11 protein-coding genes, 1 tRNA gene, 1 pseudogene and 1 riboswitch are annotated in these 15,330 nt (G+C 73.2%); of the genes and pseudogenes, 10 read left to right on the forward strand and 3 right to left on the reverse strand.

Annotated elements, in window-relative coordinates:
• Positions 1-225: 225 nt before the first annotated feature.
• Positions 226-1,698 (forward strand): NAD-dependent malic enzyme, encoded by a 1,473-nt coding sequence (locus tag ACWD4P_RS10800; protein WP_359825722.1) that lies wholly within the window; start codon positions 226-228, stop codon positions 1,696-1,698.
• Between the two features lie 508 nt (positions 1,699-2,206).
• A complete protein-coding gene (locus ACWD4P_RS10805) occupies positions 2,207-2,491 on the forward strand; it encodes an HU family DNA-binding protein (protein WP_030242980.1) in 285 nt (94 codons plus the stop codon).
• A gap of 76 nt (positions 2,492-2,567) precedes the next feature.
• On the opposite strand, the gene murA is transcribed toward ACWD4P_RS10805, so the two are convergent.
• Positions 2,568-3,908: a UDP-N-acetylglucosamine 1-carboxyvinyltransferase gene (gene murA, locus ACWD4P_RS10810; RefSeq protein WP_359825725.1), complete on the reverse strand. Its 1,341-nt coding sequence runs from the start codon at positions 3,906-3,908 to the stop codon at positions 2,568-2,570.
• Positions 3,909-4,213: 305 nt separating this feature from the next.
• Here murA and ACWD4P_RS10815 point away from each other — a divergent pair, with 305 nt between their 5' ends.
• The 6 genes and pseudogenes from ACWD4P_RS10815 to ACWD4P_RS10840 all read left to right on the forward strand — a co-directional run bounded on the left by ACWD4P_RS10815 (position 4,214) and on the right by ACWD4P_RS10840 (position 11,641).
• The gene (locus tag ACWD4P_RS10815; protein ID WP_359825727.1) at positions 4,214-4,798 is read left to right on the forward strand and encodes a YqgE/AlgH family protein; all 585 of its coding nucleotides are present in this window, start codon (positions 4,214-4,216) and stop codon (positions 4,796-4,798) included.
• Between the two features lie 64 nt (positions 4,799-4,862).
• Positions 4,863-5,141, forward strand: a complete 279-nt coding sequence (locus ACWD4P_RS10820) for a DUF3039 domain-containing protein (RefSeq protein ID WP_359825729.1) — start codon at positions 4,863-4,865, stop codon at positions 5,139-5,141.
• A gap of 92 nt (positions 5,142-5,233) precedes the next feature.
• Entirely contained in the window at positions 5,234-6,844 is a 1,611-nt protein-coding gene (locus ACWD4P_RS10825) for a beta-N-acetylhexosaminidase (RefSeq protein ID WP_359825732.1), read from the forward strand.
• A gap of 302 nt (positions 6,845-7,146) precedes the next feature.
• Positions 7,147-8,013 (forward strand): FAD binding domain-containing protein, encoded by an 867-nt coding sequence (locus ACWD4P_RS10830; protein WP_359825737.1) that lies wholly within the window; start codon positions 7,147-7,149, stop codon positions 8,011-8,013.
• Between the two features lie 71 nt (positions 8,014-8,084).
• A pseudogene (locus ACWD4P_RS10835) lies at positions 8,085-8,687 on the forward strand ((2Fe-2S)-binding protein); the annotation flags it as partial.
• Between the two features lie 626 nt (positions 8,688-9,313).
• The gene (locus ACWD4P_RS10840; protein WP_449779363.1) at positions 9,314-11,641 is read left to right on the forward strand and encodes a xanthine dehydrogenase family protein molybdopterin-binding subunit; all 2,328 of its coding nucleotides are present in this window, start codon (positions 9,314-9,316) and stop codon (positions 11,639-11,641) included.
• A gap of 78 nt (positions 11,642-11,719) precedes the next feature.
• On the opposite strand, the gene ACWD4P_RS10845 is transcribed toward ACWD4P_RS10840, so the two are convergent.
• Positions 11,720-11,791: transfer RNA gene (locus tag ACWD4P_RS10845), tRNA-Cys, on the reverse strand.
• An 84-nt stretch (positions 11,792-11,875) separates the two neighbouring features.
• Positions 11,876-11,941, forward strand: a riboswitch (guanidine-III (ykkC-III) riboswitch).
• 44 nt (positions 11,942-11,985) lie between these two features.
• Between ACWD4P_RS10845 and ACWD4P_RS10850 the strand changes: the two genes are divergently transcribed.
• The gene (locus tag ACWD4P_RS10850) at positions 11,986-12,300 is read left to right on the forward strand and encodes a DMT family transporter (protein ID WP_449779364.1); all 315 of its coding nucleotides are present in this window, start codon (positions 11,986-11,988) and stop codon (positions 12,298-12,300) included.
• A 94-nt stretch (positions 12,301-12,394) separates the two neighbouring features.
• Positions 12,395-13,834 (forward strand): MFS transporter, encoded by a 1,440-nt coding sequence (locus tag ACWD4P_RS10855; protein WP_359826203.1) that lies wholly within the window; start codon positions 12,395-12,397, stop codon positions 13,832-13,834.
• A 3-nt stretch (positions 13,835-13,837) separates the two neighbouring features.
• Here ACWD4P_RS10855 and ACWD4P_RS10860 read toward each other — a convergent pair whose 3' ends face one another.
• The gene (locus ACWD4P_RS10860) at positions 13,838-15,133 is read right to left on the reverse strand and encodes a hypothetical protein (RefSeq protein ID WP_449779365.1); all 1,296 of its coding nucleotides are present in this window, start codon (positions 15,131-15,133) and stop codon (positions 13,838-13,840) included.
• Positions 15,134-15,330: the final 197 nt, after the last annotated feature.

The following is a 15,330-nucleotide window of genomic DNA, read 5'->3' on the forward strand; positions in this document are numbered from 1 at the left end:
GCTTGGATCGAGCCGGTGCCTGTCCAATGTAACGCATCGGCCGTGAGAGGCAAGGAGTGAGCGGCGGAGGCGGCGGCCATCGGGTGGGATTGTCGGGTCCGCACACTCAATGAACGTTATTTCTGGCTATCCCTTGGAAGGTGCGACGATCGAGGTCTAGCATGCGCAGGCGATGCCTTCAACAAAATGTTGAGCCTGCGGGACAGACGGAAGAAGGAAGCGTCGATGGCGACGGTGCCCAGTGTCTCCAACTCGATCACGGTACGGCTGGAGGTCCCGGCCCGGGGCAACGCCGTCAGTGCTATCACCACGGCCGTGGAGTCCTCCGGCGGCTCGGTGACCGGTCTCGACGTCACCGCCTCCGGCCTGGAGGCGCTGCGGATCGACGTCACGGTGGCGGCCTCCTCGGTCGCGCACGGCGAGGAGATCGTCGAGAAGCTGCGCGCGATCGACGGCGTGTCGATCGGCAAGGTCTCGGACCGGACCTTCCTGATGCACCTCGGCGGCAAGATCGAGATGTCCTCCAAGCTGCCGATCCGCAACCGTGACGACCTCAGCATGATCTACACCCCGGGTGTCGCCCGGGTCTGCATGGCGATCGCGGAGAACCCCGAGGACGCCCGCCGCCTGACCATCAAGCGCAACAGCGTCGCCGTGGTCACCGACGGCTCGGCCGTGCTGGGCCTGGGCAACATCGGCCCGGAGGCCGCGCTGCCGGTCATGGAGGGCAAGGCGGCCCTGTTCAAGCGCTTCGCCGGGATCGACGCCTGGCCGATCTGCCTGGACACCCAGGACACCGACGAGATCGTCGCCATCGTCAAGGCGATCGCCCCGGGCTTCGCCGGGATCAACCTGGAGGACATCTCCGCGCCGCGCTGCTTCGAGATCGAGGCCCGGCTGCGCGAGGCCCTGGACATCCCGGTCTTCCACGACGACCAGCACGGCACCGCGATCGTGGTGCTGGCCGCCCTCACCAACGCGCTGAAGGTCGTCGGCAAGCGGATCGGCGACATCCGCGTGGTGATGTCGGGCGCCGGTGCCGCCGGCACCGCGATCCTCAAGCTGCTGATGGCGGCCGGCGTCGAGCACGCCACCGTGGCGGACGTGCGCGGCGTGGTCCACCTGGGCCGCGAGGACCTCACCGAGAGCCTGCGCTGGATCGCCGAGCACACCAACCGCTCGGGCCGTACCGGCACCCTCAAGGAGGCCGTGGCGGGCGCCGACGTCTTCATCGGCGTGTCGGCCCCGAACGTCCTGGACGGCGACGACCTGGCCACCATGGCCGAGGACTCGATCGTCTTCGCGCTGGCCAACCCGGACCCGGAGGTCGACCCGGCCATCGCCCGGCAGACCGCCGCCGTGGTCGCCACCGGCCGCAGCGACTTCCCGAACCAGATCAACAACGTGCTGGTCTTCCCGGGTGTCTTCCGCGGCCTGCTGGACGCCCAGAGCCGCACCGTCAACACCGAGATGATGATCGCCGCCGCCCGGGCGCTGGCCACCACCGTGGCCGACGACGAGCTGAACGCGAACTACATCATCCCGAGCGTGTTCCACAAGGACGTCGCCAAGACCGTCGCCTCCGCGGTGCGCGAGGCGGCCCTGGCAGGGGCCCAGGAGGCCCCCGCACCGGCCCGTCCGACCCCCGGCATCGTGGGCACCCTCGACACGTCCGCGTTCCCCACCGTCAAGCTCTGACGGGCGGATCGGGCGACGTGTCGTAGATCGCTCAAATGTGCGAATAGTGGTCATACCCGCCGAGCTCGCCCCGAACCCTTGCGACACAAGGGCGAGGGGCGTGTTTGGGCTTGTCAGTCGTAGGGCGTACCGTAGCCCTGCACGGGGCAGGCGTGTCCGACAAGTACGGAACGTCCCCCTGGTCTTCCGGCGTGTCGTCCCGACCGCCGCCCGCGCCCGGTCCGCCGGAGCCGACGGAGCGTCACACCTCCAACGGGCGGGCGATGTTCGGGTGGCTCGGCCGGGGCCCGATTGGCTTTCTCGGGGCCGGTCGGGGCAGGATTCGTATCCAGGCGGGCGGGCGGGCCTTCGACGGCTCCGGCGCGCGGCATCGGGTACGGACCCGGCCTGCGACCACGCATTGCCTGCATGAGCACAGTGTGCGGACCTGCGGCCCATCCGGGTGCCCCCCGGTGGGAGCACCGATGGGCCCCCGCGCACCGCAAGCGAACAGACCACAGGAGTACACATGAACCGCAGTGAGCTGGTGGCCGCGCTGTCCGAGCGCGCCGAGGTGACCCGCAAGGACGCCGACGCCGTTCTGGCCGCCTTCGCCGAGATCGTCGGCGAGGTCGTCGCCAAGGGCGACGAGAAGGTCACCATCCCCGGTTTCCTGACCTTCGAGCGCACCCACCGCGCTGCCCGCACCGCCCGCAACCCGCAGACCGGCGAGCCGATCCAGATCGCCGCGGGCTACAGCGCCAAGGTGAGCGCCGGCTCCAAGCTGAAGGAAGCCGCCAAGGGCGCTGCCTGAGCCACCCCTTGAACGCCCGAGAGGCCGGGCTCCCCCCTGGGGAGCCCGGCCTCTCGCCGTTGCCGTGACCGGGCCGTCAGGCGTCGACCAGCTGCTCGCTGGGCAGCTCGACGTGGGCGCCCAGGTCCCGCAGCTTGTCCATGAAGTTCTCGTAGCCGCGGTTGATCAGGTCGATGCCGTGCACGGTCGAGGTGCCCTCGGCCGCCAGCGCCGCGATCAGGTACGAGAAGCCGCCGCGCAGGTCCGGGATGACCAGCTCGGAGCCGATCAGCTTGGACGGGCCGGAGACGACCGCGGAGTGCAGGAAGTTGCGGGCGCCGAAGCGGCACGGGGTGCCGCCCAGGCACTCGCGGTAGAGCTGGATGTGCGCGCCCATCTGGTTCAGCGCGCCGGTGAAGCCGAGCCGCGACTCGTACACCGTCTCGTGGACGATGGACAGGCCCGTGGCCTGGGTCAGCGCGACGACCAGCGGCTGCTGCCAGTCGGTCTGGAAGCCCGGGTGGACGTCGGTCTCCAGGGCGATCGCCTTGAGCTCGCCGCCGGGGTGCCAGAAGCGGATGCCCTCGTCGTCCACCTCGAAGGCGCCGCCGACCTTCCGGAAGGTGTTCAGGAAGGTCATCATCTCCAGCTGGCGGGCGCCGCGGACGTAGATGTCGCCCTTGGTGGCCAGCGCCGCGCAGGCCCAGGAGGCGGCCTCCAGGCGGTCCGGCAGCGCGCGGTGGTTGTAGCCGTTCAGCTCGTCCACACCGGTGATCAGGATCGTCCGGTCGGTGCCCAGGGTGATGATCGCGCCCATCTTCTGCAGCACGCAGATCAGGTCGACGATCTCCGGCTCGATGGCCGCGTTGCGCAGCTCGGTGACGCCCTCGGCGAGGACGGCGGTGAGCAGCACCTGCTCGGTCGCGCCGACCGAGGGGTAGGGCAGCTCGATCTTGGTGCCGCGCAGCCGCTGCGGGGCGACCAGGTAGGTGCCCTGCGGGTGCTTCTCGATGGTGGCGCCGAACTGGCGCAGCACCTCGAAGTGGAAGTCGACCGGGCGGCCGCCGATGTCGCAGCCGCCGAGGCCGGGGATGAAGGCGTGGCCGAGGCGGTGCAGCAGCGGGCCGCAGAACAGGATCGGGATCCGCGAGGAGCCGGCGTGCGCGTCGATGTCGGCGACGTTGGCGCTCTCGACGTGCGAGGGGTCGAGGATCAGCTCGCCGTCCTCGTCGCCGGTGCGCACGGTCACGCCGTGCAGCTGCAGCAGGCCGCGGACCACCTTGACGTCGCGGATGTCCGGGACGTTGCGCAGTCTGCTGGGGCCCTGCCCGAGGAGGGCGGCGACCATGGCCTTGGGCACCAGGTTCTTCGCTCCGCGGACGCGGATCTCGCCTTCGAGCGGGTTTCCGCCGTGGACCAGCAGGACGTCGTCGGTCATCGTTCTCGCAATCCGGGGTGCCAGAGGGGTCGGGGAAGGGGGCTCCGGGAGAGAGCCGGTGGTGGACCGGTCGATAAACGGGCGCGTTCGGGCCCCCGGCGAAACCGAGTCGGCACCGTATAAGGGCGTCCACCAGACGTAGATGGTAGTAGGCGCGCCGTTGGTTCCCGTGAGCCTCTCCCGTGATGGTGCTCTCTCCGGGCCCGCGCCCGCTCCCCGGTACGGCCGTACGGGTGTTCGTCGGCGTGGCGGGTTTCCGGGCGTTGCGGTGTCCGAGCGGTGCCGTTCTGCGGGATCATGTGGGCATGACGGCGGCCCATTCGCACGGAGGCCGGTCCGAGACCGGCCGTCTGCTCGTCGCGACGCCCCTGCTCACCGACCCGAACTTCGCGCGGGCGGTGGTGCTGCTCCTCGACCACGACGCCGAGGGGGCGCTCGGCGTGGTCCTCAACCGGCCGACGCCGGTCGAGGTGGGCAGTGTGCTGGACGGCTGGAACAGACTCGTCGGACAGCCCCCCGTGGTGTTCCAGGGCGGCCCGGTGGCGCTGGACTCGGCGCTCGGCCTCGCGGTGGCGCCCGGGGAGCCGGGCACCGGCGAGCCGCTCGGCTGGCGCCGGGTGCACGGCGCGATCGGCCTGGTGGACCTGGAGGCGCCGCCCGAGGTGATGGCCGGCGAGCTGGGCAGCCTGCGGATCTTCGCCGGGTACGCCGGCTGGTCGCCGGGCCAGCTGGAGTCGGAGCTGGAGAGCGGCGCCTGGTACCTCGTGGAGTGCGAGCCCGGGGACGTCTCCAGCCCCGAGCCGGAGCGGCTGTGGCGCGCGGTGCTGCGCCGCCAGCGCGGCCCGCTCGCGCTGCTGGCGACGTACCCGGACGACCCGACGATGAACTGAGCGGACCGGGCCCCGCGCCGCGACACTGGCCGGGTTTCCGGAGGCGCCCATAGACTTGGCACCCATGAGCACTCTTGAGCCCGAGCGCGGCCTCGGCACCGGCACCCTGGTCGAGCCCGTCCCGCAGGTGTCCAACGGGGACGGCGACCACGAGCGCTTCGCGCACTACGTCCAGAAGGACAAGATCATGGAGAGCGCGCTCTCCGGGTCTCCCGTGGTGGCGCTCTGCGGCAAGGTGTGGGTGCCCGGGCGTGACCCGAAGAAGTACCCGGTCTGCCCGATGTGCAAGGAGATCTACGACGGCATCGGCAAGCCGCAGGGCGGCGACGGCGACAAGAAGTAGTCCGGGGCGCTCCGCACAACGCCGTTTTGCATAGCACCAGGGTTTCCGCTGTGGTCTATGCCAATCGTCCGGGGCGTGGGCAGGATGTCGGAATGGACCTCATTCCCGCACCTTCGAGTGCCGTCCACCGCCCGGACGAGGACTTCCCGCTCGACGCCGCCACCACGCTGACCGCACCCCCCGCGCTGGCCGACGCCGAGCGCTGGCTGCGGGCGACCCTGTCCGCCGCGACCGGGCTGCCGCTCGGCCCGGGCCGGCCGGGTGCGGGCATCGAGCTGGTCCAGGACGGGGCGCTCGCCGCCGAGGCGTACCGGATCACGGTGCGCCCCGGCCACGCCCTGCTCGCCGCGGGCGGCCCGGCCGGAGCCCTGTGGGGAGCGCAGACCCTGCGCCGGCTGCTCGGGCCGGACGCCTACCGCCGCTCGCCGGTGCGCCGCGAGGGCTGGGTGCTGCCCGGCGCCGACATCGAGGACGCCCCCCGGTTCGGCTGGCGCGGCGCGCTGCTCGACGTCGCCCGGCACTTCCTGCCCAAGGCGGACGTGCTGCGCTTCGTCGACCTGCTGGCCGCGCACAAGCTCAACGTGCTGCACCTGCACCTGACCGACGACCAGGGGTGGCGGGTCGAGATCAAGCGCTACCCGAGGCTGACCGAGCAGGGCTCCTGGCGGGAGCGCTCGATGGTCGGCTACCGGGCCGGACAGCGCCGTGACGACCGTCCGCACGGCGGCTACTACACCCAGGACGACCTGCGCGAGATCGTCGCCTACGCGGCCGCCCGCGGGATCACCGTCGTCCCGGAGATCGACTTGCCCGGCCACACCCAGGCCGCCGTCTCCGCCTACCCCGAGCTGGGCAACACCGACGTGGTGGACACCGCCGCGCTCGGGGTCTGGACCGACTGGGGGGTGAGCCACAACGTGCTCAACGCCTCCGAGGAGACCCTGCGCTTCTTCGAGGGGGTGCTGGAGGAGGTCCTGGAGCTCTTCCCGTCCGAGTTCGTCCACCTCGGCGGCGACGAGTGCCCCAAGGAGCAGTGGAAGGACAGCGCCGCCGCGCAGGCGCGGATCCGCGAGCTGGGCCTGGCCAACGAGGACGAGCTGCAGAGCCACCTCATCCGGCACTTCGACCGCTGGCTGGCCGAGCGCGGCCGCCGGCTGATCGGCTGGGACGAGATCCTGGAGGGCGGCCTCGCGCCGGGCGCCGCCGTCTCCTCCTGGCGGGGCTTCGGCGGCGGGATCGCCGCCGCGAAGGCCGGGCACGACGTGGTGATGTGCCCCGAGCAACACGTCTACTTCGACCACCGGCAGGCGGACGGGCCGGACGAGCCGATCCCGGTCGGCTTCGTGCGCACGCTGGAGGACGTCTACCGGTTCGAGCCGGTCCCCGCGCAGCTGGACGAGGCCGCCGCCCGGCACGTGATCGGCACCCAGGCGAACCTGTGGAGCGAGTTCATGGACAGCGCCCGGGACATCGACTACCGGGCCTTCCCCCGGCTGGTCGCCTTCGCCGAGGTCGCCTGGTCCGCGCTGCCCGCCGACCCGGCCGAGCGGGACTTCACCGGTTTCGAGCAGCGGTTGACGACCCACCTGAAGGTGTTGGACGCGCTCGGCGTCGAGTACCGCCCCGCCGACGGCCCGCACCCGTGGCAGCGCTGGCCCGGAGTGGTCGGCCGGCCGCTCGACGGACCGCCGCCCGTGCGCTAGTCCTACTCACCGGGAACTTCTGAGCGGTCATCCGACGTCAAGAACTGATGAACATCTGCCCTGGCCCGGAGCGGGTCGGGGCAGATACCGCCCGGTATCAGTCCCAATCGGGCAGCCCCGTTCACGGCCCCGAAATGATCATCGAGCATTGTGTGCCAGAGTTGCCCAACCCGGCCCGATCGCCCGTACCCTACGGGCCAGGCCGGGCTGCTGACGCAGGACAGCACGGCCGCAGGGCCGGCGGGCGGCAGGCGATCGATGAGCAAGTGGAGCACGGTGGGACCCAGGTGAACCGGACGATCATGCTGCCGGCCTCCCTCGACGAGGCCGTCGACGCGCTGGCCGCCGCTCCGGCCGCGGTACCGGTGGCCGGGGCCACCGACCTGATGGAGGCCGTCAACGCCGGCCGGCTCCGCCCCGCCGCGCTGGTCGGCCTCGGCCGGATCACCGAACTGCGCGGCTGGCGCTACGAGGACGGCGGCACCGCCGTCCTCGGCGCCGGACTCACCCACGCCCGGATGGACCGCCCCGACTTCGCCGCGCTCATCCCCGCGCTCGCGGACGCCGCTCGCACCGCCGGACCGCCGCAGGTCCGCAACGTCGGCACCCTCGGCGGGAACATCGTCACCGCCGCGTCGGCCGGCGACACCCTCCCGGTGCTCACCGCGCTGGAGGCCGGCGTCACCCTGGCCCGGGCCGGCGGCACCCGCGAGGTGCCGGTCAGTCACCTGCTCACCGGACTCGACCCAGTGCGCCCCGGCGAACTGCTCACCTGGGTGCGCGTCCCGCTGCTGCACGCCCCGCAGGTCTTCCTCAAGGCCACCGGCCGCAGCGGCCCCGCCCGCGCCACCGCCTCCGTCGCCCTCGTCCTCGACCCGGCCCGGCGCTCGGTGCGCTGCGCCGTCGGGGCCGTCGCGCCGGTGCCGCTGCGCCCGCTGGAGGCCGAGGCCTGGGTGGCCGGCTGCATCGACTGGGACGGCAGCCGGGAGATCGACCCGGCCGCGACCGCCGCCTTCGGCGAGTACGTGGCCACCGCCTGCGTCCCCGACGACTACGGCGCCGAGGGCGCCTGGGAGGCCGTGACCGAGGGGCCGACCGCGGCCGCGGTTCGGCTGCGGCGTACCGTATCGGTGCTGGCCCGACGGGCACTGGGAAGGGTGCTGAAGTGACCACAGACCCCATCGAGACCCTCGACGCCGACCCGCTCGGCCTCTCCCCTCAGGTCAGCCGCGAGCTGCGCCCGTGCGCCTCGTACACGCTGCGGGTCAACGGTTTCGAACGGCCCGTCACCGACGCCTGGATCGGCGAGAGCCTGCTCTACGTGCTGCGCGAGCGGCTCGGCCTGGCCGGCGCCAAGGACGGCTGCGAGCAGGGCGAGTGCGGGGCCTGCTCGGTGCAGGTGGACGGCCAGCTGGTGGCCGGCTGCCTGGTGCCCGCGGCCCTGGCCGCCGACAGCGAGATCAACACCGTCGAGGGCCTGTCGGCCGCCGGCGGGGCGAGCGACGTCCAGCAGGCGCTGGCCGCCTCCGGCGCCGTCCAGTGCGGCTACTGCACCCCCGGCATGGCGATGGCGGTCCACGACCTGCTCCAGCGCAACCACCGGCCCACCGAGGTGGAGGCCCGTCAGGCCCTGTGCGGCAACCTCTGCCGCTGCACCGGCTACCGGGGCGTGCTGGCCGCCGTCCAGAGCGTCGCGGACGCCCGCACGCTGGAGGCCGAGCATGCGGAGGAGGCCGCGGCGCTCGCCGAGGCCGAGGCCACCGCCGAGCAGGCCGCAGGGCAGACCGCCGGGCCCGCTCCGGAGGCGCCGGCCGAGCCGGCCGCCGAGCCGCTCGAACCCGGGCACGCCGTCGAGCCGCCGGTCTACACCGACGCCGAGGCCTGGATCGAGCACGTCCCCCAGCAGCCCGCCGAGCCCCACCCGGGCGCCCACCCGGCGGAGGGACACGCCGTCGGCGGACACCCCGCCGTCGGGCAGCCCGGACAGCCGGTCGGCGAGCAGGCCCCGGCCGGGATGCCGTACGGCGACCCCCGGGGCGGCTACGACACCGGCGTGTACGACACCACGGTGCTGGCGCCGATCCGGGACACCATCCCCGCCCAGGCCGCCGACGACCAGGTGTACTACCCGCCGCAGGGCTACCCGGGGCAGCCCTACCAGGCCACCCCCGCGCACGGCACCTACCTGCCCCACCCGGACGGCCACCAGCAGCAGAACGGCTACGACACCGGGTACGACGCACCGGTCTACGAACCCACCCCGCCGCACGGCACCCCGCTGCCCGGCACCGGCTACGACGGCACCCCGCCGCACGGCACCCCGCTGCCCGGCACCGGCTACGACGGCACCCCGTACGCCGCCCCGCACCACCCGCACGGTGCCCCGGCCGAGGGCGGCGCCCCGGCCGGAGTCCCGTACGGCGCCACCCCCGCCCACGGCATCCGGCTCCCCGAGGACGACCACGCATCATGACGTCGCCTACCGACATCGGCGCAGCACTCCAGCAGGACGGCGGCGAGGGCGGCGCACCGGAGCCGATCGGCCTGGGCAGCTCCCCGCTGCGCAGCGACGCCCTGCCCAAGGCGCTCGGCATCTACCCGTACGCGGCCGACCTGTGGGCCGAGGGGCTGCTGTGGGGCGCGGTGCTGCGCTCGCCGCACCCGCACGCCCGGATCCGCGGCATCGACACCTCGGCCGCCCTGGCACTGCCCGGCGTGCACGCCGTGGTCACCGCCGCCGACCTGCCGCCCGGCCCGGACGGCACCCCCGACGGCGCCCCGGCCGGGCCGATCGTCGCCGACCGGCCGGTGCTGGCCGCCGGTGTGGTGCGCCACCACGGCGAGCCGATCGCCGCGGTGGCCGCCGACCACCCGGACACCGCCCGGCTGGCGGTCGGCCTGATCGCGGTCGACTACGAGCCGCTGGAGGCCGTCACCGACCCCGAGCAGGCCTTCACCGCGCCGCCGCTGCACCCGGACGGCAACCTGTTCCGCCACCTGCCGCTGCGCACCGGGGACCCGGACGCGGTCGGCGAGATCGTCGTCGAGGGCCTCTACCAGGTGGGCCGGCAGGACCCGGCCCCGCTCGGTGCCGAGGCGGGACTGGCCGTGCCGCGCCCGGACGGCGGCGTCGAGCTGCACCTGTCCTCCACCGACCCCCACGGCGACCGCGACCGCACCGCCGCCTGCCTCGGCCTGGAGCCGGACCGGGTCCGGCTGGTGGTCACCGGTGTGCCCGGCGCCACCACCGACCGCGAGGACCTCTCGTTCCAGGTCACCCTGGCCCTGCTCGCGCTGCGCACCGGCCGGCCGGTGAAGATGACGCTCACCCGCGAGGAGTCCTTCCACACCCACGCCTCCCGCCACCCCGCGCTCCTGCGCTACCGCCACCACGCGGACGCCGAGGGCACGCTGGTGAAGGTCGAGGCGCAGATCCTGCTGGACGGCGGCGCCTACGCGGACGTCTCCGCCGAGGCGCTGGCCGCCGCGACGGCCTTCTCGGCCGGCCCGTACGTCTGCCCGAACGTCTTCGTGGACGCCTGGGCGGTGCGCACCAACAACCCGCCGGCCGGCCGGATGCGCGGCGAGGGCGCCCTGCAGGCCTGCTTCGCGTACGAGTCCCAGCTGGACCAGCTGGCCGCCCGGATCGGCGTCGACCCGGTGGAGATCCGCCGCCGCAACGCGATGTCCACCGGCGACCCGCTGCCCACCGGACAGGCCGTCACCTGCCCGGCGCCGGTGCGCGCCCTGCTGGACGCGGTGGCGGCCGAGCCGCTGCCGGCCCTGCCGGTGGACGAGCCGGACGCCGAGTGGCTGCTGCCCGGCGGGCCCGGCGGCGCCGGCGACCCGGCGGCGGTGCGGCGCGGCATCGGCTACGCCGTCGGCATGGTGCACATGCTGGGCGCCGAGGGCGAGGACGAGGTCTCCACCGCGACCGTGCGGGTCAGCGGTGACCACGCCACGGTGATCTGCGCGGCGGTCGACGCCGGCCACGGCTTCGCCACGCTGGCCCGGCAGATCGTGCAGACCGTGCTGGGCGTCAGCGAGGTCTACATCGCGCCGGCCGACAGCGACCAGTCGATCGCCGGGCCGTCCGCCCGCGGCCGGCACACCTGGGTCTCCGGCGGCGCCGTCGAGCGGGCCGCGCTGATGGTCCGCCACCAGCTGCTGCAGCCGATCGCGGCGAACTTCGGGATGTCGGCGGAGCTGCTCCAGATCGCCGACGGCAAGATCACCTCGTACGACGGGGTGCTCGGCATGCCCGTCGCCGAGGCGCTGGAGGGCAAGGAGCTGTGGGCCACCGCGCAGTGCCGCCCGCACCCCACCGAGCCGCTGGACGAGGCCGGTCAGGGCGACGCCTTCGTCTCCATCTCGTTCTGCGCGATGCGCGCGGTGGTGGACGTGGACATCGAGCTGGGCGCCGTGCGGGTGGTCGAGATGACGGTCGCCCAGGACGTCGGCCGGGCGCTGAACCCGCGCCAGATCGAGGACCGGATCGAGGCGGGGGTGGCGCAGGGCGTGGGCCTGGCGCTGCTGGAGGACCTGCACACGGAGGGCGGGGTGCTGCGCAACCCCTCGCTGACCGGCTACCGGCTGCCCACCGCGCTGGACACCCCGGAGGTGCGGATCGCCGCGCTGCTGGAGGAGCGCGACGTGGTGGCCCCGTTCGGTGCCAAGGCGGTCGGCGCCGTCCCCGCGGTGGTCGCCCCGGCGGCCGTCGCCGCGGCCGTGCGCGCCGCCACCGGCCTGCCGGTCGGCCGGCTGCCGATCCGGGCGGAGGACGCCGTCACCGCCTGACCGGGATTTCCCGGGGGAACGGCGAAAAGGAATTGCCGGCCGACTTTTCCGAGTCGGCCGGCAATTCCTTTTCCCATGAGGCCATGGCGGGAATCGAACCCGCGTGCACCGCTTTGCAGACGGTTCCCTAAGCCACTCGGGCACACGGCCAGTGAATTCATAGTGGCGGACCCGGGGGAGTGCGGTCAACGCTCCTTTGTAAATTCTGTATGGCAAGTGTGCTACCGTCGGATCCAGGTGGTGGAATTTCCGCCGCCCCGGACGAGCGCGTCGTACCCGGTCACGACAAGACGGCGCAGTTCAGCGGCAATCCGGCCGCTGTGGACTGCGGAGGTACCACCGTCATGGCCTGGCTCGTTCTGATCCTCTCGGGTTTCCTGGAGACGGTGTGGGCGGTCGCCCTGGAATCGTCCAAGGGCTTCACCCGCCTCGTTCCCAGCCTCGTCTTCGGCATCGCACTGCTGTTCAGCATGGGCGGTCTGGCGTACGCGATGCGCACCATTCCGATCGGCACCGGCTACGCGGTCTGGGTCGGCATCGGCGCGGTCGGCACCGCGGTCTACGGCATGGCCGTCCTGGGGGACGCGGTGACCATGGCCCGGATCGCCTGCCTGCTGCTGATCGTCTCCGGCGTGGTGGGCCTCAAGGTGCTCCACTGACCTCCGCCGGACCCTTGGCCTACGCCTCGGGACCGAGTCGTTCACCGACCGGGGTCAGGGGTCACCGAGGCGGACGGCTCTTACGATGTCAGGTATGACCACTGCCTCCCCCACCTCGGTCGATGCCGTACCGATACCCCTCGACGACGACCCCGGTGGCGGGGTGCTCGGCGGTCGCTACCGGGCCCTGACCCTGGGCATCGTCTCGGTGGTCCTGGTGATCGCCTTCGAGGCGACCGCCGTCAACACCGCGATGCCGGACGCGGCCGACCAGCTGCACGGCCTCTCGCTGTACGCCTTCGCCTTCTCCGGCTACTTCACCACCACCCTGTTCGCCCTGGTCGTCTCCGGCCAGTGGTGCGACCGGCGCGGCCCGATGCAGCCGCTGTTCACCGGCATCGCGGTGTTCGGCGCCGGTCTGGTGGTGGCCGGCACGGCGCCCGGCATGTGGGTGTTCGTGGGCGGGCGGGCGATCCAGGGCCTGGGCGGCGGGCTGGTGATCGTCGCGCTGTACGTGGTGGTCGGCCGGGCCTACCCGGAGCGGCTGCGGCCGGCCGTGTTCGCGGCCTTCTCCTCGGCCTGGGTGCTGCCCTCGATCGTCGGCCCGCTGGTCGCCGGGGCCGTCACCCAGCACCTGGGCTGGCGCTGGGTCTTCCTCGCCGTGCCGGTGCTGATCCTGCTGCCGCTGGCCGTGATGGGCCCGGCGCTGGCCCGCTCCGAGCGCGAGCACCCGGTGTCCAGGGGCGGGGAGTTCGACCGCCGCCGCACCCGGCTCGCCGCGATGGCCGCGCTCGGCGCCGGCCTCGTGCAGTACGCGGGGCAGCGCCTCGACCTGATCGGGCTGATCCCCGGGGCGGCCGGGGCGGCGCTGCTGGTGCCGGCCGTGCTGGGGCTGCTGCCCGCCGGGACGCTGCGGGCGGCGCGCGGACTGCCGGCGGTGATCCTGCTGCGCGGGGTGTCGGCCGGGGCCTTCTTCGCCGCCGAGGCGTTCATCCCGCTGATGATGCGCACCCAGCGCGGCCTCTCGCCGACGATGGCCGGACTCACCCTGACCAGCGGCGGCCTCACCTGGGCGCTGGGCTCCTGGCTCCAGGGGCGGCCGCGGGCCGAGCGGCACCGCGAGGCGCTGATCAGGGTCGGCTTCGTGCTGACCGCGGTGGCGATCGGGGCCGCCGCGCTGGTGCTCGTCCCGGCGGTGCCGGCCTGGGTGGCCGCGGTGGCCTGGGGCGTCGGCGGCCTCGGGATGGGCCTGACCATCGCCTCGGTGAGCGTGCTGATGATGAAGCTCTCCGCGCCGGAGGACGCCGGCGCCAACTCGGCCGCGCTCCAGATGAGCGACGCGCTGGGCAACGTGCTGCTCACCGGCCTGGCCGGGGTGCTGTTCGCGGCGCTGGGCGGCGGCTCGGTGGCCGCCCTCCACGACACGGCGGAAGGCGCCGGGTCGCCCGGCGCCTTCGCGGTGGTGCTCCTGACCAGCATCGGGGTGACCCTGCTGGGGGCGCTGCTCTCCGGGCGGGTCCGCGCCCGGAGCTGACGGTCAGCCGGCGGCGGGGGCTCCGGCCCCCGCCGGGGCTCCCAGGAAGGCCTCCCAGCCGCCGGCCGGGGCCTGGCCCGGGGCGAGGGTCTGGAGCTTGCGCAGCACCGCCGGGTCCTGGGCGTCCAGCCAGTCGACCAGCTGCCGGAAGGAGACCAGCCGGACCTCCGGCCTGCCCGCGATCGCCCTGAGGACGTCCTCGACGGCGTTCATGTAGATGCCGCCGTTCCACTCCTCGAAGTGGTTGCCGATGACGTACGGCGCCCGGTTGCCGTTGTAGGTGCGGTCGAAGCCCATCATGTACGCGTCGCGGGCCTGGCTCTGGAAGCCCGGGTAGAGCGCCGGGTCGGCCTTGGTGTTGGGGCCGCACTGGTTGTACATGATGTTGTAGTCCATCGAGAGCACCTGGAAGGTGTGCCCGGGGAACGGGATGGACTGCAGCGGGAGGTCCCACAGCGCGCCGCCCTGGATCTTCTGCGGCCACACCTGGGTGCCGTTGCCGCTGCTGTCGTAGCGCCAGCCGCGCTTGACCGCGGTGGGCAGCAGGTTGCGCTGGCCCTCCAGGCAGGGGGTGCGGCTGCCGATGAGCTCCTTGCGGTAGTCGAAGGGCAGCGCCGGCAGGTCGGTGAAGCCGGTGTTGGTGCGCCAGTTCGTGACGAAGTCCATCGCCTGCTGGATCTCGCTGTCCCACTCCTCCGGGGACCACTTGCCGACGCCGGTGGAGCCGCAGAAGTGGCCGTTGAAGTGGGTGCCGATCTCGTGGCCCTCCAGCCAGGCCGCGTGCACGTTCTCCAGGGTGTCGCGGATGTGCTGGTCGCTCAGGTAGCCGATGTCGGAGGCGCCGGCCTTGTGCTGCGGCGGGCGGTAGAGGTCCTTCTTGGACTCGGGCAGCAGGTAGAGGCCGCTGAGGAAGAAGGTCATCTTCGCGTCGTGCTCCTGGGCCAGCCGGCGGAAGCGGGCGAACAGGCCGTTGTCGAGCTCGCCGGCGCCGTCCCAGGAGAAGACCACGAACTGCGGCGGGCGCTGACCGGGCTGCAGCCGGTCGGGGACGGGCTGGTGCGGCTGGGCGCCGGTGTCCGAGGTGGAGCCGTCGCCGATCAGGACGGCCTCCTGCCTGGGCGCCGGGGCGGGGGCCGGGACGGAGCTGCTGCCCTGCTCGTCGGCCGCGCCGGTGGCCGGGACGGCGGCGCCGTCCACCCGCTCCCCGCCGGTGGCGTGGTTGCTGCCGCAGCCGGCCGCCAGGGCGGCGGCGGTGGCGGCGCCGGCCGACAGCAGGGTGCGGCGTGAGAGGGCTTCCATGGTCACTCCGTTCGTGGGGGCGGTGGGCGGCGTGGGGGAGTGCGGGAGTCCGGTCGGACAAGTGGGTGATACAACCCGTAACCGGGTCAGCATGGCACGCGGGTGGTGCCGGTCGAAGAGGCGCAGCGCGCGGTTGTGAGCGATCGCCCGAACGCCGCAACCATCGGGTCCGTTTAACCGTCGGTAGGTCGTGTCGG

The sequence above is a fragment of the Kitasatospora sp. NPDC002543 genome, assembly GCF_053594915.1.

Coding starts and splice junctions, on each gene's coding strand:
- ACWD4P_RS10825 (WP_359825732.1), top strand. CDS start 5,234: ATGGACCTCATTCCCGCACCTTCGAGTGCCGTCCACCGCCCGGACGAG.
- ACWD4P_RS10850 (WP_449779364.1), top strand. CDS start 11,986: ATGGCCTGGCTCGTTCTGATCCTCTCGGGTTTCCTGGAGACGGTGTGG.
- ACWD4P_RS10860 (WP_449779365.1), bottom strand. CDS start 15,133: ATGGAAGCCCTCTCACGCCGCACCCTGCTGTCGGCCGGCGCCGCCACC.
- ACWD4P_RS10855 (WP_359826203.1), top strand. CDS start 12,395: ATGACCACTGCCTCCCCCACCTCGGTCGATGCCGTACCGATACCCCTC.
- ACWD4P_RS10800 (WP_359825722.1), top strand. CDS start 226: ATGGCGACGGTGCCCAGTGTCTCCAACTCGATCACGGTACGGCTGGAG.
- ACWD4P_RS10805 (WP_030242980.1), top strand. CDS start 2,207: ATGAACCGCAGTGAGCTGGTGGCCGCGCTGTCCGAGCGCGCCGAGGTG.
- ACWD4P_RS10820 (WP_359825729.1), top strand. CDS start 4,863: ATGAGCACTCTTGAGCCCGAGCGCGGCCTCGGCACCGGCACCCTGGTC.
- ACWD4P_RS10840 (WP_449779363.1), top strand. CDS start 9,314: ATGACGTCGCCTACCGACATCGGCGCAGCACTCCAGCAGGACGGCGGC.
- ACWD4P_RS10830 (WP_359825737.1), top strand. CDS start 7,147: ATGCTGCCGGCCTCCCTCGACGAGGCCGTCGACGCGCTGGCCGCCGCT.
- ACWD4P_RS10815 (WP_359825727.1), top strand. CDS start 4,214: ATGACGGCGGCCCATTCGCACGGAGGCCGGTCCGAGACCGGCCGTCTG.
- murA (WP_359825725.1), bottom strand. CDS start 3,908: ATGACCGACGACGTCCTGCTGGTCCACGGCGGAAACCCGCTCGAAGGC.